Raw genomic sequence first — 20,412 nt, 5'->3', positions numbered from 1 at the left:
GCAGGCACCGTCAGGATCAGGGCTTTATCCACCCATTCAGTGCGCAGATCGCGCCCAAGGACAATATCATGGCAACCGAGACCCGGATCGGCTCCAAAATCGCATGGGACGACACCGTCCTGCCCTTCCAGCTTGACCGTTCCGGCATTCGTGGCCGGGTGGCGCGGCTGGACGGGCTGCTGGATCAGGTGCTGGCACAGCACAAATACCCGCCCGCCATCGAGGCGCTGGTGGCGGAATGTGCGCTGCTGACCGCGCTGATCGGCCAGTCGATCAAACTGCGCTGGAAGCTGTCGCTGCAGATCCGTGGCAATGGCCCGGCCCGGCTGATCGCCACCGATTACTATGGCCCGGAAAAAGAGGGCGAGCCCGCCCGCATCCGCGCCTATGCCAGCTTTGATGCCGACAGGATCACCGAAACCACCGATCCCTTCTCGCTGATCGGCGAGGGTTTCTTTGCCGTCATGCTTGACCAGGGCGAGGGGATGCTGCCTTACCAGGGCTTTACCCCCATCGCGGGCGGCAGCCTTTCGGCCTGCGCCGAGGCCTATTTCGCCCAGTCTGAGCAGATCCCGACCCGCTTCGCCCTGACATTCGGCAAAAGCCAGGAGCCAGGCCAGAGCGGCGGGCTGCACGACAGCGGCTGGCGCGCAGGCGGCATCATGTTGCAGCATATGCCGCAAACGGGTGGCATCGCGGCCAGTGAAGGCTCTGGCGAGGGTGGGCTTTTGACCCATGCCGATATCCTTTCGGGTGCGCCTGCCGAGGATTGGAACCGTGCCAATCACCTGCTGTCGACCGTCGAAGAGCTGGAGCTGATCGGCCCCTCGGTGACGCCGACCGACCTGCTGGTGCGCCTCTTCCACGAAGAAGAGCCGCGGGTGTTTGATGCGCAGCCGGTGCGTTTTGGCTGCTCCTGCTCTGAGGATAAGGTGCGCAACACGCTGTCGATCTATAGCCAGAAAGACCTCGCGCATATGACGACGCCCGAGGGGATCGTGACTGCAGACTGCCAGTTCTGCGGCGCGCATTACCAGCTGGACCCGGCCACGCTGGGCTTTGAGGGGGCCGCTGCAGGCGATGCGGGCTGAGCCCGCCTCTCTTGCCCTGCCCCTGAACGGGGGCGAAAACGGGGATCTGGTCACAGATCTGCGGCAGCTGCTGTCCTCACCGACCGCCGCTGCCGCCTCGTCTGACTACGATCTGAACCCCGGCATCCGCCTGCCCGAGGGGCGCATTCTGCGCCCTGCCGCCGTGCTGATCCCGGTGCTTGCAGATCCGCGCGGGGCGCGGGTGATGCTGACCAAGCGCTCGTCGCAGCTGAAGCACCATCCCGGCCAGATCGCCTTTCCGGGCGGCAAGACCGATGCGGCTGACACCAGCCCCGAGGCCACCGCCCTGCGCGAGGCATGGGAGGAAACGGGCCTGCCGCCGGGCTCGGTCTCGCTGATCGGTCGCCTGCCCCAGCATGAGACGGTGACCGGCTTTCAGATCACCCCGGTTCTGGGGCTGATCGACGGCCCCTTCACGCCGCGCCCCGAGGCGGGCGAGGTCGATGAGATCTTCACCGTGCCGCTGGCGCATCTGCTGTCGATCCCGCGCTACGCGATCGAGCGGCGGATGTGGCGCGGCGACTGGCGGCGCTATTACACCGTGCCCTGGGGGCCCTGGTATATCTGGGGCGCGACGGCCAGGATCCTGCGCGGCCTGGCGGGGCGGTATGCTGAACACCAGCAGACACAAAGCCAGCAACTGCAAAATCGGCCAGCCGAAAGCGGCACCCCATGACCGGGCCCGAACGCATAAGTGGCGACTGGCTGACCGGCCCGGAAATCACCCAGGTCTTTGCCCTGCTGCAGGCGGGCGGCCATCAGGTCTATGCGGTCGGCGGCTGCGTGCGCGACGCGCTTTTGGGCGCCAGGGTCAATGACATCGACCTTTCGACCAATGCCCTGCCCACCCGCGTCACCGAACTGGCCCGCGCCGCCGGGCTGACCACCATCCCCACCGGGATCGATCATGGCACCGTCACCGTGCTGGCAGGCGGCATCCCCTTTGAGATCACCACCTGGCGGCGCGATGTGGAAACCGATGGCCGCCGCGCCGTGGTGGCCTTTGCCGAGCGGATCGAAGATGACGCGATGCGGCGCGATTTCACCATGAACGCGCTTTATGCCGCCCCCGATGGCAGGCTGCTGGACCCGCTGGGCGGCGGCATCACAGATGCCCACGCCCGCCATATCCGTTTTATCGGCACGCCAGAGGCGCGGATCCGCGAAGATTACCTGCGCATCCTGCGGTTTTTCCGCTTTTACGCCTGGTTTGGCGATGCCGCCGAAGGCCCAGACCCCGAGGGCCTTGCCGCCTGCGCCGCCCTGGCCGAGGGGCTGGACACCATCTCGCGTGAGCGGGTGGGTGCCGAGCTGAAAAAGCTGCTGTCAGCCCCCGACCCCGCGCCCTCGCTGGCAGCGATGCAGGCCAGCGGCGTGCTGACCCGCGTGCTGCCCGGTGCCGACGCCCGCGCCATGGCGCTGCTGGTGCATCTGGAAGAGGGGCTTAGCCCCGCCCCCACCCCCGCCTGGCCGCGCAGGCTGGCGCTGCTGAGCGCCGCGATGGAGGGTGTGAACCTTACCCGCAGCCTGCGCCTTTCGCGCGAGGAAGGTACGGGCCTCGCACAGCGGTGCAAGGCAGTGCAGGACGGCGGCGCCACCGCAAGGCTGGGCCAGGAGCTTGGGGCCGGGGCCGCACAGGATGCGATCCTCGCCCGTGCAGCACTTTTGGAAACCCCGCCCCCCCAGGGCTTTCAGGCAGAAATCGCCCGTGGTGCGGCCGCCGTTTTCCCGGTCACCGCCGCCGATCTGATGCCGGAATTTTCTGGCCCGGCCCTTGGCGAAAGGATGCGGGTCTTGCGAGAGGCCTGGCTTGCCGCTGACCTGAGACCCGGCAAAGAGGCTTTGCTGGCCCTGCCATGACCGCGCCATGACTGCCCCGTCCTGCGCCGCAGTTTCCTTTTTCGGGGAATACGTATAGAGACGCGAAGCCAGTCCGGCGGCTATCCGGGGGGCAAACGGGGGCCAAACGGGGGCATAAATGTTTCGCTTTTTCGAAAATCTTGTCGACCCATATGCCGCCTATAAAGAGACGGATACGCCGCCGACCCGGCTCTGGCCCTGGCTGCGCGATTATATCCGCCCCTTCCGCAGGGTCTTTGCGATCACCGGGGCGCTGTCGGTCGGCTCGGCCTTTATCGAGGTGGCGCTGATCTGGTATCTGGGGCGGCTGATCGACCTGATGGTCAGCGCCGGGCCTGCGGCCTTCTTTGCCGCGCATGGGGTCGAGGTGGCGCTGGTCGCACTGGCAGTTCTGGTGTTGCGCCCGATGATCCAGGTCGGCAGCGTGGCGCTGTTGCACAATACGATCCTGCCCAATTTCGGCACCATGATCCGCTGGCGGGCGCACCGCCATGTGATCCGCCAGCCCGTCGGCTGGTTTGAAAGCGATTTCGCGGGCCGCATCGCCAATCGCATCATGCAAACGCCGCCCGCTGCAGGCGACGCGGTGTTCCAGACCTTTGACGCGGTGGCCTTTGCCGCCGTGACTGTGGTTGGTGCAGGGCTGATGCTGGCCGAGGCCGACCCGCGCCTTCTGTTGCCGCTGGTCGCCTGGTTCGCGCTTTATATGGCGCTGGTGCGCTGGACGATCCGCCGCGCTGGCCCTGCCGCCATGGCCAGCTCTGACGCGCGCTCGGCCGTCACGGCGCGGGTGGTCGACGCCTATTCCAATATCCATTCGGTCAAGCTTTTCGCCCATCACGACCGCGAAATCGAATATGCCAAAGAGGCGATCGAGACCGCCCGCAGCACCTTCCAGCAGGAAATGCGGATCATCACGAAGATGGATCTGGCGCTGACGCTGCTGAACGGGTTCCTGATCGTTGCAATCATCGGCTGGGCAGTGGTGCTTTGGGTGCAGGGCCAGGCCTCGACCGGCACTGTGGCTGCCGCCTCGGCGCTGGTTTTGCGGCTGAACAATATGACCTTCTGGATCATGTGGGCGTTTTCGGGTCTGGTTCAGGCCCTGGGCGTCGTGCAGGAGGGCATGCAGACCATCACCCAGCCCATCCAGCTGACCGATGCTTCAGGCGCGAAGCCGCTGGAATACCGCGAGGGCCTGATCGAGATGAAAGGCCTGCGCCACCATTACGGGCGTGAGGCAGGTGGCATCCAGGGCATCGACCTGGTGATCCATCCGGGCGAGAAAATCGGCGTCGTCGGGCGCTCTGGCGCGGGGAAATCCTCGCTGGTCAAGCTGATCCTGCGCTTTTACGACCCCGAGGGCGGCCAGATCCTGATCGACGGCCAGGATGTAACGAAAGTCACCCAGGACAGCCTGCGCCGCCTGATCGGCATGGTGCAGCAAGACAGCAGCCTGATGCACCGCTCGGTGCGCGACAATATCCTTTACGGCCGCCCCGATGCCAGCGACGCAGAGATGATCGCCGCCGCCAAACGCGCCGATGCGCATGACTTCATCCTGACGCTTGAGGATCAGGCCGGCCGCAAAGGCTATGACGCCCATGTCGGCGAGCGTGGCGTGAAGCTTTCGGGCGGGCAGCGGCAGCGGGTGGCGCTGGCGCGGGTGATCCTGAAAGACGCGCCGATCCTGATCCTGGATGAGGCGACATCGGCACTGGATTCCGAGGCCGAGGCCGCCATTCAGACCGCGCTTTACGGGGTGATGCAGGGCAAGACGGTGATCGCCATCGCGCACCGCCTGTCAACCATTGCCGAGATGGACCGCATCGTCGTCATGGATGACGGCCGCATCGCCGAGGCGGGCAGCCATGCCGATCTGCTGACCAAAGGCGGCCTTTACGCCCGGTTCTGGGCGCGGCAATCGGGCGGCTTTATCGGGCTGGACGATGCCACAGAGGCCGAAAACCAGGAGAACCGGACATGAGCATTTTCGCCTGGCTCGGGGGCCGGATCGACGCCTTTCGCCCCGCCTGGGGGCCGCCGCCGCAACAGCTGGGCGCTTTCATGCGCTGGTGCCTGCGCGGGGCCTGGCCCTGGCTGATCGTCGCCGGCGTGATCTCTTCGCTGGCGGGCGCGACCGAGGTGGTCAGCGCGGTCATCCTGGGCTGGGTGGTCGATGCGGCGGTCAATGCCGGGCCAGAGGCGTTTTTCCAGGCGCATATGGGCCTTTTGCTGGTCTTTCTGGTCTTTTACCTGGTGTTGCGGCCAATGGCCTTTGGCCTTTCTGCGGCCTCGAACTCGGTGGTGATCGGGCCGAATGTGATGCCTCTGGTGCTGTCGCGGCTGCATCGCTGGACGCTGGGCCAGCCGGTCACCTTCTTTGACAATGATTTCGCGGGCCGCATCGCCACCAAGCAGATGCAGGCCGCCCGCGCCGTCACCGATACCGCAACCGAGATCATCAATACCGTCTGTTTCGCGCTGGCCTCGGTGATCGGCTCGGCGGTGTTTTTGCTGGCGATTGACCCGATGGTGGCTTTCGCGCTGCTGGGCTGGCTGGTGCTTTATGTGCTGATGATCCGCTTTTTCATGCCGCGGGTGCGCAAAAACTCGGCGGCGCGGGCGGCGACGCGGGCCATAGTCTCAGGCCAGGTGGTCGATACCATCACCAATATCAAGACGGTGAAGCTTTTCGCGCATCACCGTTTTGAGGATGAGGTGGCGCTGAAAGCGATGGAAAGCTTCCGCGAGGCCTCGCTGGAGTTCGGCCAGATCTCGACCTGGTTTCGCTTTTCGCTGATGGCGCTGTCGGGGCTTTTGCCGGTGATGCTGATCGGCGGCACGCTGCTGCAATGGCAGGCGGGGGCGGCCTCGGCGGGCGATATCGCGGCGGCGGGCGCGGTGGCGATCCGCATCGCGCAGATGTCGGGCTGGGTCTCTTTCACGCTGATGGGGATCTATACTTCGGTCGGCGAGATCGAGGACGGGATGAAAACGCTCTCCGTGCCCCATGTGCTGGCCGATGCCGAAAACGCGACCGAGCTGCCGCAGGTCAGGGGCGAGATCGGCTATAATGGCGTGACCTTCGCCTATGGGCGTAGCGCAGAGAAAGGGCGCGGCGGCGTGCATGACATCCGCCTGACCATCCTGGCGGGCGAGAAGATCGGCATTGTCGGGGCCTCAGGTGCCGGGAAATCGACGCTGGTTTCGCTGCTGCTCCGGCTTTACGACCCGGAAACCGGCTCTGTCACCATCGACGGCCATGATCTGCGCGGCGTCACGCAGGAGAGCCTGCGCCGCCAGATCGGCATGGTCACGCAGGAAACCGCGACCTTCAACCGCTCTGCCCGTGACAATATCGCCTATGGCAACCCCGAAGCCAGCCAGGCCGAGATCGAGGCCGCCGCCCGCGCCGCCGAAGCGCATGATTTCGTTACCGCCATGGTCGATCATCAGGGGCGGCGCGGCTATGACGCCTTCCTGGGCGAGCGGGGCGTGAAACTTTCGGGCGGGCAGCGGCAGCGGATTGCACTGGCGCGGGCTTTCCTGAAAAACGCCCCCATCCTGGTGCTGGATGAGGCAACCTCGGCGCTGGATTCCGAGGTCGAGGCCTCGATCCAGGCCGCATTGGAACGGGTGATGCAGGGCAAGACCGTCCTCGCCATCGCCCACAGACTTTCGACCATCGCGGCGATGGACCGCATCATCGTGATGGAAAAGGGCCAGATTGTTGAGACAGGCAGCCATGAGGCGCTGCTGGCGCAGGGCGGGCTTTATGCGCGCTACTGGAAACGCCAGTCGGGCGGCTTCATCGTCACCGAACAGGAAGAAGTGAATGACTGAGACGATACAGCTGGTGATCGACCGGCTGGGACATTTGGGCGATGCGATTGCCACCGGCCCGGAAGGCGCGGTTTTCGTGCCAGGAATGCTGCCGGGCGAAGTGGTCGAGGGCGTTTTATCGGGCGACCGGCTGACGGGGGCGCGGATCGTGACGCCCTCGGTCAATCGCGTCAAACCGCCCTGCCAGCACGCCAAAAGCTGCGGCGGCTGTCAGTTGCAACATGCCGCAGACGGGTTTGTCGCGGGCTGGAAGCATGAGGTCGTGGCCCAGGCGCTGCGCCTGCAAGGCCTGGAGGCCCCGCTGGCGGCAGAGGTCGAGACCTCTCCCATCGCGTCGCGCCGCCGGGCCACGCTGTCGGGGCGGCGCACCAAATCGGGCGTGCAGCTGGGCTTTCACGCCAAAGGGCAAGAGCTGATCATCGCGGTGCCGGGCTGCAAATTGCTGCATCCGGGCATCATCGAGACCTTCCCCGCGCTTGAGGCGCTGGTGCAGTTCGGCGGCTCGCGCACGGCTGAGATGCAGCTGCAGGTCACGCTGAGTGCGGGCGGCCCGGATGTGGTGGTGACAGGGGGAAAGCCCCTCGACGCCCCCGCCCAGATGGAGCTGGCCCGGCTGGCCGAGCGCTTTGCGATCTCGCGGCTGACCTGGGACAAAGAGACCATCTCGCAGCGCGAGGCCCCCGTTTTGCGGCTGGGCCCGGCGCGGGTCGAATTTCCGCCGGGCGCCTTCCTCCAGGCCACATTTGAGGGCGAAGAGGCGCTGGTCAGGGCGGTGAAAGCCTCGGTCACGGGCGCGAAGCGGCTGGCGGATCTCTTCTGCGGGCTGGGCACTTTTGCGCTGCCGCTGGCCAGTGACGCAAGCGTCCACGCGGTTGAGGGGCACCCTGCCCTGACCGCCGCGCTGGAAAAGGCTGCCCGCAATGCCCATGGCCTGAAGCAGATCACCACCGAGACCCGCGATCTGTTCCGCCGCCCGCTTGAGGTAGACGAGCTGGCAAAGTTCGACGCCGTGGTGATCGACCCGCCCCGCGCCGGGGCCGAGGCGCAATGCCAGCGGCTGGCGCAGTCAAAGGTGCCGGTGATCGCCATGGTTTCCTGCAACCCTGTAACCTTTGCGCGTGACTCGAAAACGCTGATCCAGGGCGGCTATCAGCTGGAGACGGTCCAGGTCGTCGATCAGTTCCGCTGGTCGGTGCATATCGAGCTGGCCGCCCGCTTCACCCGCCAGAAATAACGCATCCGTGAGAGGCCGGCATTGCACGAATGCTGGCCTCAGCGGGGCGGTTCCGCTATCGGAAGAAAAAACAGGCGGGCGGATCACTTCATGCGGGCATTCAGATTTCTTCTTATCCTTGTTCTGGCGCTTGGCCTTGCGGCCTGCGGCAAGAAGGACACCAAATTCCGGACCTATAAAGGCCCCGAGGTGACCTCGGTCCAGATCCAGAAGGGCGCCCGCAAAATGTATCTGCTGCACAATGAGCGGGTGCTGAAAAGCTATGACATCGGTTTGGGCTTTACGCCCGAGGGTCACAAGCAGTTCGAGGGCGACGGCAAGACCCCCGAGGGCACCTATTACATGACCTATAAGAACCCGAAATCAAGCTATCACCTGTCGCTTTACATCAACTACCCGAATGTGGTGGACCGCGAATATGCCAGCTCGCAAAACCGCAAACCCGGCGGCGAGATCTTTATCCATGGCGGGCCGAAAAGACCCGTGCAGGTGCGCGACTGGACCGAGGGCTGCATCGCGGTGACCGACAGGGAAATCGAAGAGGTCTATTCGATGGTCAATCTGGGCACGCCGGTGCATATCCTGCCCTGATGCCTGCCAGGGCTGACTGACAGAAAACGGGCGGCCCTGACATCCAGGACCGCCCGTTTTCTTTTGTAACTGTCAGAGCGGAACGGCCCGAACGCAACAGCCCGGCGTTGGATCCCTGCGGACGCGGCGCCCGCTCAGCACGCCATAGCCCCGGCCCCCATAGCCCCGGCCGCCGGTGTCTCAGCCGTCGGTGACCTCAGCCACCGGTGACCATCGTCCACCAGATCTTGCCGCCCTCTTCCTGATACCAGGCAAAGCCCAGCTCGCGTGCGGCGGGATCCATGATAACGCTGCGCTGGTCGGCGGATGCCATCCAGACCGACAGCGTCTCCAGCTCGGTCTGATAGGTTTCCGAGATATTTTCGCCCAAAAGCCGGCCGTTATAGCCCGCCCGCTGCACCCGTGTCAGCGGCGATGACCCGTCCGAGCCGAAATGCCAGGGACGGTTTTGCACCGACATATCGCGCGAATGGGTTTCAGCCGCAGCATTCAGCGCGGCGTTGAAGGCCAGCGGCTGGGCCCCTTTGGCCCGGCGCACCGTATTGACCGAATCAAGGAAACGGAACGGGACCTGCGCGGCAATCGCCGGGGTGATCCGATAAATGCGCGGCAGCGGCTTGCCATCAGGGCCCAGCTGCACTGCCTCAGTTCCGCCGCCAACGCAGCCTGCCAGCACGATTGCCGGAATCAGCGCGACGAATGCACGTCTGTTCATGTTCTCACCAACTACTGCCCGTTTCGGTGTTTTTCCGTCTTTTACCGAAGCCAGAGCAAACAGGCAAACGCTACGCGCAGCCCGGCTGTATCCGCAGAGGTGAAACCGGGCCACAACAGCGTGATCGCCTGTGTTTTGCACGTGATTTCCACATCACACAGTGGGATCACGCAGCGAGATCACCTATCGGGCGGGATGACTGCTGACCCGCCGCCCCCCCCCCTGCCCCGGGGCACCCGCAGAAGGCAGCAATTCCCTGCGCCAGAGAATCAGCTTGTGACAACCGTTTGATTTGCCCTTTTCGCCGGAAAACACTAAGTTTCGGCTAAAAAGCAGAAATGCCCCAATAACAATATCTCCGAGGAGAATCGAGATGACCGCTGACACCCCGAGCCGCCGCAGGGTGCTGGGCAATGCAGCCGCCGCATTTGGCGCGACATTTGGTGCTGCCACCCTGGGGGCCGGGCTTTTGCCGGCGCTGGCCCAGGATGCGCCCGCACCCGATGCGCCTGCCCGCAACAATGCCTCAAGTTTCCGCATGCTGGACTGGCGCGGCTATTTTGAGAACACCCGCAAGGGCGCGATTCTGGTCGATATCACCTCGCGGGCGCTGCATTACTGGTCAGAGGATCAGTCGACCTACCGTCTTTACCCGACATCAGTGCCGCTTTCGGGTGATCTGACCCGTCTGGGCCGCACCGAGGTCGTGCAAAAGGTGGTTAATCCGTCCTGGCGGCCGACCCCCTCGATGAAAGAGCGTAATCCCGAATGGCCGGATGTGGTTCAGGGCGGCGCACCGGACAATCCGCTGGGAACCCGCGCATTGTATCTCAGCTGGACCTATTACCGGATCCACGGCACCCATGACACCCGCAAGATCGGGCGCAAATCGTCGAACGGCTGCATCGGCATGTACAATGAGCATGTCGAGGAACTTTACGAGATGGCGCAAATCGGAACTCAGGTGTTGCTAATTTGACGAAGAGTTAACGGCCCGTTTGCGGCAGCTTCGTGGCGAATTGCTTTTTCCCAGGCCTGCTGGTTAACCAGTGCTTACGAGGACACTTGGGTGCGTGTCGTGACCTCTGCGAATTATGCGGCACGCTGTAACTGGAGATACTGGAATGAAAAAAATCGCGCTTGCTGCTGCACTTTCGGTTGCTGCTTCGTCGGCTTTTGCTGGCGGCGTTGTTGAGCCCCGCATGGATCCGGAAGTTGTGAAAGCTTCGACCTCGTCCTCGGGCGGCGTCCTGGTTCCGCTGCTGCTTCTGGTCGTTGTTGCAGCTGCTGTCGCAAGCTGATTGCAGATTTCTGCTGCCAGAAATTCAGGAGGACGGCAGATCATCTGCCGTCCTCTTTTCGTTTCAGCCCGGTGATGTAAGCGGGTTATCTGAGCCAGTTGATCTGGGACGATTGATCGAGGCTGCCTCATGTCTGGACCGCCTCAGATCTGGCCCCTTTTCAGATCCAGCCAGCCAGATTCGCCGCGATCACCTCGGTCAGCGCGTGGATATGCGCGGCATCGTCATTGAGGCAGGGAATATAGGTAAAGCGCTCGCCCCCGGCATGGGTGAAAGCCTCCTGGATCTCGCCCTGAATCTCTTCCAGCGTCTCGATACAATCGGCGGAAAAGGCGGGCGCGATCACCGCGATACGTTTCTTGCCTGCCTTTGCCAGCTCGGCCACATATTCGACCGTATAGGGACGCAGCCATTCCTCGGTGCCGAAAACAGACTGGAAGCTGGTATGCAGATCATCCTCGCCCCAGCCCAGCCGCTCACGCAGCAGGCGTGAGGTTTTGCGGCACTGGCAATAATAGGGGTCGCCCTCCTGGACATAGCGTTTGGGCATGCCGTGATAGCTGGCCACCAGCAGATCAGGGCGATGATCCAGCGCCGCGTAAGCCCGGGTCACCGATCCGGCCAGCGCCTCGATGTAAAGCGGATTGTCGAAATATTCCGGCACGATGCGCACTGCGGGCTGGCGCTTTTCCTGCATCAGCGCGCGGAAGAACTGGTCATTTGCAGTGGCCGAGGTCGCGCCCGCATATTGCGGATAAAGCGGCATGAATACGATTTTCGTGCAGCCCTGGGCGATCAGCGCCTTTACCTTTTCTTCGGTCGAGGGATTGCCATAGCGCATGCAGAAATCGACCACGACGCGATCACCATACCGCTCTGTCAGCGCGGCCGACAGCGCCGCCGTCTGTGCTTTGGTGATCGTCATCAGGGGCGATTCATTGCGCTCTTCATCCCAGATCAGCTTGTAATTCGCGCCCGAGGTGAAGGGGCGCTTGGTCAGGATCACCGTCTGCAGCAGGGGCTGCCATTTCCAGGCCGGATAGTCGATCACCCGCTTGTCCGAGAGGAACTCATTCAGATAGCGGCGCATCGACCAGTAATCATAGCCGTCAGGCGTGCCGAGATTGGCAATCAGCACGCCGATTTTCCGCGCCCCCGTCTGCGGGTGGTTCGGAGGAAGCCCGTTTCCGGTGCCGGTTCCTGCTGCATCGCTCATAAATCCGCTCCCCTGTGTGGTGGCGTGACCGGGATACAGGCTGGAACGCGGGGGTCAAGTTCCCGCGTTGTCGCAAGCGCCCCGGCGGAACTGCGTAAATCTGCGCCGAACTCAGGGCAGGCGCTGTTCGGTCGCGTTCAGCGCATCGGCAAGGCGGGCGCTGGCAGAGCCGGGGCGCAGCGGCTTTTGCTGGCTTTCATGCGGGGTCCAGCCGGTCAGGCAGATCACCTCGAATGTCGCCTCGATCCGGCCGCCCTCAGCTGGGAAATTCTGCCGGTAGATCTGGCCGGCCCGCAAAAACAGCGCCCGCGAGGTCGGGCGGCGCAGCCGGGCCGCCAGGGCGTTGGTCTCGCCCATGGCCCTGAGATCGGCCATCAGGTGGAAAATATCGCGGTAGGCCACCTTGCGGGTGAAACTGTCGGCCACCGGCAGCGCAAAGCCCGCCCGTTGCAACAGCGCCCCCAGATCGCGGATCTCGGCCATCGGCAGGATGCGCGGGGAAAGACCGCCGCTGACCTCTGCCTCGGCCTCGGCCAGACAGGCCCGCAGCTCATGCAGGGTCTGGCCGCCAAACATCAGCGCCAGAAACAGCCCGTCGGGGCGCAGCGCCCGGAAGGCCTGCACCATCTGCCCGACCGGATCATCGGCCCAATGCAGCGTCATCGCATGGATCACCGCATCATGGGCGCCCGGGCGCAGCGCAAGCAGCGGGCGATCGGGGCTATGGGCGATGCCAGGCAGGGCATCGGCCCAGAAATCGGGAAATCCGCTCAGGAGAACCGGGTCCGTAAACCTTCTGTTAACCGAATCCAGTCTTTCCTTGATCTCATCGGCGGCCTCTTCGAGCAGGAAGAAGGCAGGCTGCGCCGTCCTGGCCGCGCGGGCGCGATGCAGGTCCAGGGCGGTGCGGTCGGTCAGAATGGGTGCGGACATGATGGTCGGAAAATAGGAGGCGGATGGAAAGATGCAAGCGCTGAAACGGCAGTGCTGACCGGGCGGTCTGACCGCAAGGCTTTTGGTGGCAGCCTTGCGCGGGCCCGCGGCTGGAGGCTGGCACAGGCGGTGGCGCTTGGGGCGATCCGGGCGGTCTATCCGCCGCAATGCATCAGTTGCGGGGCGCTGGTCTCGTCTGATTTCGGGCTTTGCGGCAGCTGCTGGCGGGATACGCCCTTTATCACCGGGCCCTGTTGTCATCTTTGCGGCACCCCGGTTGCCGATGACAGCGCCAGCCAGGCCGCCGATCTGCGCTGCGAAGACTGCCACGCCACAGACCGCAACTGGCAGGCGGGGCGTGCGGTGATGCTTTACCGCGACAAGGGGCGCAGCCTGGTGCTGGCGCTGAAACGTGGTGACCGGCTGGATCTGGCGCAGCCGATGGCGGGCTGGCTGGCGCGGGCGGCGGGCCCGCTGCTGACGGGCGGGATGCTGATCGCGCCGATGCCGCTGCATCGCTGGCGGCTTTTCCGGCGTCAGTTCAACCAGGCGGCGCTGTTGTCTGCGGGGCTGGCGCAGCGCGTTGGCCTGGACCATTGCCCCGATCTTTTGATCCGCGCCCGGGCCACGGGCAGCCAGGAGGGCCGCACGCGTGAGGCGCGTTTCGCCGCGCTGGAGGGCGCGATCACCATCGCCCCCCGCCAGGCGACACGGATACAGGGGCGGGCGGTGCTTTTGGTTGATGATGTGATGACCTCGGGCGCCAGTTTTACTGCCGCCGCCGCCGCCTGCCATGCAGCCGGTGCAGCCCGGGTTTCTGTCCTTGCTCTCGCACGCGTTGCGAAAGATGCCTAAATCCCTATAGTTCCACCCGCGAACAAGGGATCAGCCATGCGCAACGTCGAGATCTATACCACCCCCACCTGCCCCTATTGCCTGGCCGCCAAACGGCTTTTGACCAAAAAGGGCGTGAATTTCACCGAGATCGATGTCAGCCGTGACCCCGATCTGCGGCTGGCGATGACCAATCGCGCCGCCGGACGGCGCAGCGTGCCGCAGATTTTCATCGGCGAGACCCATGTCGGCGGCTCGGATGATCTGCATGCGCTGGAACATGAGGGCAGGCTTGATGCCCTGCTGGCCGACTGATGGCCGACAGCTTCCCCCCCGCACAAACGCCTGAGCAGCCGCTGCGGGCGGCGCTTATCCAGCTGAATGTCTCGGATGATCCGGATGAAAATCTGCGCCAGGTGCTGGGGATGTTTCGCACCGCCGTCGCCTCGGGGGCCAATTTCATTCTGACACCCGAGATGACGAATTGCCTGTCCTCGTCCCGCACGCATCAGGGCAGCGTCTATCGCCATGAGGCCGATGACCTGACGCTGCAGGCGCTGCGCCAGGCCGCGAAAGAGGCCGGGAAGCATCTGCTGATCGGCTCATTGGGGCTGTTGACCGGGGATGCGGATGGGCGTTTCGCCAATCGCTCGTTCCTGATCGGGCCCGATGGGGAAATCCTTGCGCGTTATGACAAAATTCACATGTTTGATGTGAATGTCTCAGAGACAGAGGTCTATCGCGAAAGCGCCGCTTACCGCCCGGGCGAGGCGGCCGTCGTCGCCGATACCAGCTTTGGCCGGGTCGGCATGGCGGTCTGCTATGATCTGCGCTTCCCGCATCTCTTCCGCAGCCTGGCCCAGGGCGGCGCGCAGATCCTGACGGTGCCTGCCGCCTTCAACGACACCACAGGCCGCGCCCATTGGGAGGTGCTTTTGCGCGCCCGCGCGATTGAGAATGGCTGCTTCGTGCTGGCCCCGGCGCAGACCGGCTTCCACCGTGAGGCCCATGGCCGCGGTCGTCGCACCTGGGGCCACTCGCTGGCGATTGCGCCCTGGGGCGAGGTGCTGGCCGATGGCGGCACAGAGCCTGGGGTGACGCTGGTCGATCTGGATCTGGCCCAGGTCGGGCGGGCGCGTGGCCGGGTGCCTGCGATCACCCATGATCGCGCCTTCACAGCCCCAGACGGCTGCTCTGACGGCCGCCCTGACGGCGACACTGCATGAGCCAGGAACGTCCCGACAGCGCCACGGCGGGAAATTCGGCCGGCAGTTCCGTCGATATCGCGGTCGCGCTGTTTGGCGAGTTGTTCATGACCGATCAGCTGGCCCGCAACCGCATCTCAAAGGCGCTGCCCAAGGGGATGGAGCTGTCGCAGTTCTCGGTGCTGAACCATCTGGCCCGCATCCAGGATGAGCGCACCCCCGCCCAGCTGGCGCGGGCCTTTCACGTCACGCGCGGCGCGATGACCAATACGCTGGCGCGGCTGGAATGGGCCGGGCATATCCATATCCGCCCCGACTGGGATGATGCGCGGCGCAAATTCGTGGCGATCAGCCCGGCGGGCCGGGCGGCGCGGGATGCCGCAGTTCAGGCGGTCACACCGATGATCGCTGAGGTGGTCGAGGCGCTTGGCCATGACCGGGTCCGCGCTGTGCTGCCGGTGCTGCGCGAGATGCGGGCGCGGCTGGAACAGGACGGCTGAGAGCAAAAGCCTCAGTCGCCCATCTTCAAAATTTTTAATAAATTCAGCATGTTGCAGCCGGGAGAATCAATTACCGGGGCGCCCGCAATAAGCGCCCCGGATCCGGGCAGAGAGAGGCCTCAGTCGGTCATGGCCTGGGCTGCGCGACCGATCCCCATCAGGCCAGCCGTCAGACTGATGATCGAGGTCGCGGTGCCGATCGGGCTTTCTGCAACCACAACCACATCCTTGTTCTGGATGTAGAATTGCCCCGCCGAGAACAACCCATCCGCCGAGGTCAGATCAATGGCAAAGACCACCCGCTGCTTTTCCGGCCCCGTCCCGTCAGCGCGCAGCGCATTGCCCGGATAGTTGCGCAGAATCAGCACGCCTTTGGCGTCGGCGCGGGCATCATTCAGGCCGCCGGTCAGCGACAGGGCCTCAAGCGCCGAGATCCGGTCCTGGTTGAACGCCACCTGTGATTCGCGCCCCGAGGCCCCAAGCGCGATGAAATAGCGCTCATCCGATTCGACATAGACCTTGTCGCCGCCGCGCAAAGTGGTGTCCTGCGACGGATCCTTCATCAGCCGGTCGGCCGAGATGCCGTAAAGCTTGCCGTCGCGCATCAGCCGCACATTGGGGTTTTCCAGCCCGGCCGGAATACCGCCGCCAAGCGCGATCAGCCCCAGCACGGTGAAATCGCGGCTGGGCATCGGATAGCTGCCGGGCGCATTGACGCCGCTGACCAGATCGACGGTCTGACGATGGCCGGGCTGATGCGCGATCAGCACCTGGGCCGAGGGCATCACCTCATCCAGCCGCTTTTGCACCGCCGCCCGGGCCTCATCGGGGGTCATATTGCCGATATAGACCTTCTCGACGAAGGGCAGGAACACCGCGCCATCGGGCGAAACGGTCAGCCCCGGCAAAGCCACGACCTTTTGCCCGGGCTGCGAAAGCAGGGTGACATCACCCGTCTCCCAGATGGTCAGATCGATCTTGTCGCCCGCCTGGATCGTCGCCCCGGCGGGGCCGCGCTTGCGGGCGATCCAGCCATTGGTGGCCGCGCCCCCGCCCAGACCGGGCCAGGCCGAAACCTGCGCGACAGAGCTGCGCGAGACGCTGACAACCTGGAAATCTGCATCCTCTGCATCGGCCCCTTTGAGGATCTCACTGGCCTTTCCGGCCCCACGGGGGCTGTTGCAGGCAGCAAGCGACACAGAAACAGCTGCTGCAACAAGCAGCCGCAAGAAGGCAGAGGAACGCATAAATATCTCCGGCGGCAGCCTGAAAACCCGGTCTCGCGCCTGTCCGGATATCCCCATATACAGACAGCGCGTTTCGCAGAAACATAGACTGCGGGCGGCTGCGGTCAATCACCTGCATCGGCACCGCGCCGAAATCGGCACAAAAAAACAAAGGGGGGCGTGACATTGGCTGCACCACATAAGCTGCTTTCATCGCACCTGCCTTTGCCGCCGGGTCCTGCGCCGCTGCCTCCCGTGGTGGTTCCCGTGGTGGTGACCGGGGCCTCGGGTCGGGTGGCCAACGTGTTGCGCCGGGCCCTTGGCCTGGCAGGATTGGGCGAGGACGAAACAGGCCTGAGCTTTCTTTGGTCGTCACGTGGCGGGGCGCTGCCCGACATCGCGGGCAAGACCACAGGCGGCGCAGCAAGGCATATCCGCTGGGATATCGGTGCAGAGCCCGCGCCCGAATGGCCCCGCGGTGCCATTTTGCTGCATCTGGCCGGCACGACCGGGGCAAAAGAGCCAGGGCGCAACCCGGCGCTGATCGCCGCTGTGATTGCAGCCTGCGCCCAGAATGCGGTGCGCCATGTGGTGCATATCTCAACGGCCGCCATCTATGCGCCTGGCCCAGGGGCTGCGCGGGAAACCGACGCCCCCTGCCCCGCAAACCCTTATGGTGCGGCGAAATATCAGACTGAAGGCCTGCTGCGCGACGGTGATCGCGGAATCGCGCAAGGGCTGACGATCTTGCGGCTTGGCAATCTGATCGGCGCGGATGCGCTGCTGGGCAAGGGTGTCGTCGCGCCCATACGCCTGGACCCGGTGCCAGGTGAAACAGGCGAGGACGGGCCCGCCCCCCTGGCCCGTGGCCCCCTACGCTCGTGGATCGGGCCGATCACCTTTGCGCAAAGCCTGGTCGCATTGTTGCAGCGCATAGCCGCAGGGCAGAACCTGCCCGATGTGATCAATTTCGCACAATCCCCGCCCCTTGGCATGGCCGAACTGCTGCGGCTTTCAGGCATTGCCTGGGAATGGGCGCCGCCAAATCCCGCCGTCACCGCATCAGCGGTGCTGGACACGACCCGGTTGCAAGGGTTACTTCAAATGCCGGCGGCGAATGCAAAACAGCTGATCGCCGAGCGCAATGCATTGTTTCAGACTGGCGGGACCTGATCTACGGATGTGTTTTAGCAAACGGCTCTTTGACGTTATCCTGGCGCTGTTTGCGGGAATACTGTTGCTGATCCCCAGCCTGCTGATTGCGGCCTGGATCCTGATCCGTTCCGGCAGACCGATTTTCTACGTGGCCGAGCGGATGAAAACCCCTGATCAGCCCTTCATGCTTTGGAAATTCCGCACCATGACGGTTTCTGATGCTGACAGCGGCGTCTCGGGCGGCGACAAAACCTCGCGCATCACCCCCGAGGGGCGGATTTTGCGCCGCTATCGCCTGGATGAGATCCCGCAGATCTGGAACATCCTGAAAGGGGATATGAGCATCGTCGGCCCCCGCCCGCCGCTGCGCCAGTATACCGACAGCTTTCCCGAGCTTTACGCCGAGGTGCTGCAATGCCGCCCCGGTCTGACAGGTCTGGCGACGCTGCATTTCCATCATCATGAAGCATGGCTGCTGACACGCTGCAAAAGCCGGGCAGAGACAAATCACGTTTACGCCACGCGCTGCGTGCCCAGAAAGGCACGCCTTGATCTGATTTACCGTGACAAGCGCAGTCTTTGCTACGATATTGCAATTCTTTCAGAGACGATCCGCCAGGTTTTATGGCGAAAATAAGCTTGATTCCGCCTGTCCGTATTTTCCGTATTCAGTAATTCTTGCCTGTTCTGGCGTATAGGACCATTCATTACACAATTAAGCGCAGGCACCCTCAATACATATGAATTCCGCACGCAAGACGCTGTTCAGGATCTCGCAATCTCTGACCCGACGGCACAAGCAGCTGGCCATCTGGATCCTCGACGTCATCCTGGCGCCGCTGAGCTTTCTTCTGGCCTGTATGTTCACCTATGGCTCGCCCTGGCCCGGCGCCGAGATTTCGCGTCTTGGCCCGGTATTCGCGCTGGCGGCGCTGTTTGGCGGCTTTGCCTCGGTCGCCTTCGGGCTGATGCGGATCAAACTGAAAAGCTATCAAACCTTTGGCACGACAGGTATATTCCCCTATGCCGCGCTGGTTGCGGCCGGGGTGTTCTTTGTCACCACGCTGCCGGGGCTGCATTTTCCGGTGGTCGGCACGCTGGCCTTTACGCTGATCCTGTTTCTGGCGGCGATCGGGGCGCGGATGCTGCTGCTGCAGCTTTATCTTGCGGCCCTGCGCTACAATCTGGCACCCGTCCGGGTGCTGATCTATGGCGCGGGCACCACCGGGCTGCGGCTGGCCTCAGCACTGAAGGCGCATGAGACGATCCGCGTCGTCGCCTTCCTGGATGACGACCCCAACCTTCACCGGCAGCGCGTCGCCGGGCTGCGGATCTTCGCGCCCGAGCGTATCCGCGACATCGTGCGCAACCATGAAATAACGCGGGTGATTCTGGCCATCCCCTCCAGCTCGGCGCCGCGCCAGATGCGGCTGTCGCGCAAGCTGCAGGCGCTTGGGCTGGAGGTGCAGTCGCTGCCCTCGTTCGAGCAGCTGGTCGGCACCGAAATCCTGATCGACAAGCTGCAATCGGCCCCTGCCGGGCAGTTTCTGAACCGCGACCGGCTGGATATCAGCCTGCCTGACGGCTCGCAGACCTATGCGGGCAGGTCGGTGCTGGTCAGCGGCGCGGGGGGCTCTATCGGCTCGGAACTGTGCCGCCAGTTGCTGGCCTGCGGCCCCACCCGCCTTGTGCTGCTGGAGATGTCAGAGCCCGCGCTTTACGCAATCGAACGCGAGCTGCTGGCGATCCCGGCGGGGCGAAATGTCACGATTGTTCCGGTGCTTGGCTCTGTCACCGATGCGCGGGCGGTGCGGCTGGCCGTGCAGGATCATGCGGTCGAGGTGGTCGTTCATGCCGCCGCCTACAAGCATGTGCCGCTGGTCGAGGCGAACCCGATTGCGGGTCTTGTGAACAATGTTCTGGGCACCCGGACCCTGGCAGATGTCTGCGTCGCGGCGGGGGTGAAACGCTTCCTGCTGGTCTCGACCGACAAGGCGGTGCGCCCGACCAATGTGATGGGCGCCTCTAAGCGGCTGGCAGAGCTGGTGATCCAGGATATGGCGCATCGTCATCCCGGTGTGCAGTTTTCCATCGTACGCTTTGGCAATGTGCTGGGCTCGTCCGGCTCGGTCATACCGCTTTTCAAAGAGCAGATCGCCCGCGGCGGCCCGGTGACGCTGACCCATGAACAGGTCACGCGCTATTTCATGACCATCTCAGAGGCGACGCGGCTGGTGCTGATGGCGGGCTCGTTCCAGGATGATTCCAGCCTGGCAAAGGCCAATGTCTTTGTGCTGGATATGGGCAAGCCGGTGCGCATCCGCGATCTGGCCGAGCAGCTGATCGAGGCGGCAGGCTATACGCTGCGCGATGAGAACAACCCGGCGGGCGATATCGAAATCAAAGTGATCGGCCTGCGCCCGGGCGAAAAGCTGCATGAAGAGCTGCTGATCGGCGACGGGCTGTTGCGCACCCCGCATCCGCGCATCCTGCGGGCCAGCGAAGAAGATGCCCAAAGCCAGGAAATCCCGCAGCTTTTGCAAAAACTGGGCCAGATCGCGGCAACGGGCGATGCGGCAGCGGCGCGTGATCTGGCAATCCGCACCGCCTGCGGGAATGGCAGCCCCCCCGATTGCGCCCCCCGGCCCGAGCCCAGAATTACCCTGGCGTCGCAATAGCCCCGC

At 64.1% G+C, this 20,412-nt stretch carries 20 protein-coding genes; 16 read left to right on the top strand and 4 right to left on the bottom strand.

The window, feature by feature from the left end; genetic code table 11:
• Positions 1 to 68: 68 nt before the first annotated feature.
• From hslO to HOY34_RS09355, 7 genes are all read left to right on the top strand, one after another.
• Entirely contained in the window at positions 69 to 1,091 is a 1,023-nt protein-coding gene (gene hslO, locus HOY34_RS09385) for an Hsp33 family molecular chaperone HslO (protein ID WP_172362111.1), read from the top strand.
• Positions 1,081 to 1,788 (top strand): CoA pyrophosphatase, encoded by a 708-nt coding sequence (locus HOY34_RS09380; protein WP_172362110.1) that lies wholly within the window; start codon positions 1,081 to 1,083, stop codon positions 1,786 to 1,788. The genes hslO and HOY34_RS09380 overlap by 11 nt, the downstream gene beginning before the upstream one ends.
• Positions 1,785 to 2,972, top strand: a complete 1,188-nt coding sequence (locus HOY34_RS09375) for a CCA tRNA nucleotidyltransferase (protein ID WP_172362109.1) — start codon at positions 1,785 to 1,787, stop codon at positions 2,970 to 2,972. Before HOY34_RS09380 ends, HOY34_RS09375 begins: the two co-directional genes overlap by 4 nt.
• Before the next feature lie 118 nt (positions 2,973 to 3,090).
• Complete coding sequence (locus HOY34_RS09370; RefSeq protein WP_172362107.1) at positions 3,091 to 4,959, top strand: ABC transporter ATP-binding protein; 1,869 nt, start codon at positions 3,091 to 3,093, stop codon at positions 4,957 to 4,959.
• Positions 4,956 to 6,818 (top strand): ABC transporter ATP-binding protein, encoded by a 1,863-nt coding sequence (locus HOY34_RS09365; protein WP_172362105.1) that lies wholly within the window; start codon positions 4,956 to 4,958, stop codon positions 6,816 to 6,818. Before HOY34_RS09370 ends, HOY34_RS09365 begins: the two co-directional genes overlap by 4 nt.
• The gene (locus tag HOY34_RS09360) at positions 6,811 to 8,052 is read left to right on the top strand and encodes a class I SAM-dependent RNA methyltransferase (protein WP_216654699.1); all 1,242 of its coding nucleotides are present in this window, start codon (positions 6,811 to 6,813) and stop codon (positions 8,050 to 8,052) included. Before HOY34_RS09365 ends, HOY34_RS09360 begins: the two co-directional genes overlap by 8 nt.
• A gap of 90 nt (positions 8,053 to 8,142) precedes the next feature.
• Positions 8,143 to 8,643 (top strand): L,D-transpeptidase family protein, encoded by a 501-nt coding sequence (locus HOY34_RS09355; RefSeq protein WP_172362104.1) that lies wholly within the window; start codon positions 8,143 to 8,145, stop codon positions 8,641 to 8,643.
• 196 nt (positions 8,644 to 8,839) lie between these two features.
• Here HOY34_RS09355 and dalA read toward each other — a convergent pair whose 3' ends face one another.
• Positions 8,840 to 9,358 (bottom strand): divisome-associated lipoprotein DalA, encoded by a 519-nt coding sequence (gene dalA, locus HOY34_RS09350; RefSeq protein WP_172362103.1) that lies wholly within the window; start codon positions 9,356 to 9,358, stop codon positions 8,840 to 8,842.
• 373 nt (positions 9,359 to 9,731) lie between these two features.
• On the opposite strand from dalA, the gene HOY34_RS09345 reads away from it, so the two are divergent.
• A complete protein-coding gene (locus HOY34_RS09345; protein WP_172362101.1) occupies positions 9,732 to 10,337 on the top strand; it encodes a L,D-transpeptidase in 606 nt (201 codons plus the stop codon).
• A gap of 145 nt (positions 10,338 to 10,482) precedes the next feature.
• Positions 10,483 to 10,659 carry a hypothetical protein gene (locus HOY34_RS09340; protein WP_172362100.1) on the top strand — a complete coding sequence of 59 codons (177 nt, stop codon included), beginning with the start codon at positions 10,483 to 10,485 and terminating at the stop codon, positions 10,657 to 10,659.
• A 160-nt stretch (positions 10,660 to 10,819) separates the two neighbouring features.
• On the opposite strand, the gene hemH is transcribed toward HOY34_RS09340, so the two are convergent.
• On the bottom strand, positions 10,820 to 11,875 hold the full coding sequence (gene hemH, locus HOY34_RS09335; protein WP_172362098.1) for a ferrochelatase: 1,056 nt from the start codon (positions 11,873 to 11,875) through the stop codon (positions 10,820 to 10,822).
• Between the two features lie 111 nt (positions 11,876 to 11,986).
• On the bottom strand, positions 11,987 to 12,808 hold the full coding sequence (locus tag HOY34_RS09330) for a methyltransferase domain-containing protein (protein ID WP_172362097.1): 822 nt from the start codon (positions 12,806 to 12,808) through the stop codon (positions 11,987 to 11,989).
• Positions 12,809 to 12,925: 117 nt separating this feature from the next.
• Here HOY34_RS09330 and HOY34_RS09325 point away from each other — a divergent pair, with 117 nt between their 5' ends.
• The 4 genes from HOY34_RS09325 to HOY34_RS09310 are packed head-to-tail and all read left to right on the top strand — an operon-like array spanning position 12,926 to position 15,347.
• Positions 12,926 to 13,663: a double zinc ribbon domain-containing protein gene (locus HOY34_RS09325; protein ID WP_216654709.1), complete on the top strand. Its 738-nt coding sequence runs from the start codon at positions 12,926 to 12,928 to the stop codon at positions 13,661 to 13,663.
• A gap of 36 nt (positions 13,664 to 13,699) precedes the next feature.
• A complete protein-coding gene (grxC, locus tag HOY34_RS09320) occupies positions 13,700 to 13,957 on the top strand; it encodes a glutaredoxin 3 (protein ID WP_172362095.1) in 258 nt (85 codons plus the stop codon).
• Between the two features lie 41 nt (positions 13,958 to 13,998).
• On the top strand, positions 13,999 to 14,868 hold the full coding sequence (locus tag HOY34_RS09315) for a carbon-nitrogen hydrolase family protein (RefSeq protein WP_172362426.1): 870 nt from the start codon (positions 13,999 to 14,001) through the stop codon (positions 14,866 to 14,868).
• Positions 14,865 to 15,347, top strand: coding sequence for a MarR family winged helix-turn-helix transcriptional regulator (locus HOY34_RS09310; RefSeq protein WP_172362093.1), 483 nt, complete (start codon positions 14,865 to 14,867; stop codon positions 15,345 to 15,347). The genes HOY34_RS09315 and HOY34_RS09310 overlap by 4 nt, the downstream gene beginning before the upstream one ends.
• A gap of 119 nt (positions 15,348 to 15,466) precedes the next feature.
• Here the strand turns inward: HOY34_RS09310 and HOY34_RS09305 are convergent, their stop codons facing one another.
• The gene (locus HOY34_RS09305; protein WP_172362092.1) at positions 15,467 to 16,594 is read right to left on the bottom strand and encodes a polysaccharide biosynthesis/export family protein; all 1,128 of its coding nucleotides are present in this window, start codon (positions 16,592 to 16,594) and stop codon (positions 15,467 to 15,469) included.
• A 165-nt stretch (positions 16,595 to 16,759) separates the two neighbouring features.
• Here HOY34_RS09305 and HOY34_RS09300 point away from each other — a divergent pair, with 165 nt between their 5' ends.
• From HOY34_RS09300 to HOY34_RS09290, 3 genes are all read left to right on the top strand, one after another.
• Positions 16,760 to 17,746, top strand: coding sequence for an NAD-dependent epimerase/dehydratase family protein (locus HOY34_RS09300; protein WP_172362091.1), 987 nt, complete (start codon positions 16,760 to 16,762; stop codon positions 17,744 to 17,746).
• Positions 17,747 to 17,753: 7 nt separating this feature from the next.
• On the top strand, positions 17,754 to 18,365 hold the full coding sequence (locus tag HOY34_RS09295; protein ID WP_172362089.1) for a sugar transferase: 612 nt from the start codon (positions 17,754 to 17,756) through the stop codon (positions 18,363 to 18,365).
• 103 nt (positions 18,366 to 18,468) lie between these two features.
• Positions 18,469 to 20,406 (top strand): polysaccharide biosynthesis protein, encoded by a 1,938-nt coding sequence (locus HOY34_RS09290; protein ID WP_253944349.1) that lies wholly within the window; start codon positions 18,469 to 18,471, stop codon positions 20,404 to 20,406.
• Positions 20,407 to 20,412: the final 6 nt, after the last annotated feature.

Source organism: Pseudogemmobacter hezensis (assembly GCF_013155295.1).
In the GTDB taxonomy this organism is placed as follows: Bacteria; Pseudomonadota; Alphaproteobacteria; order Rhodobacterales; family Rhodobacteraceae; genus Pseudogemmobacter; species Pseudogemmobacter hezensis.
The sequence above is the reverse complement of the archived record's forward strand: the minus strand, read 5'-3'. Positions and strand labels throughout refer to the sequence as shown.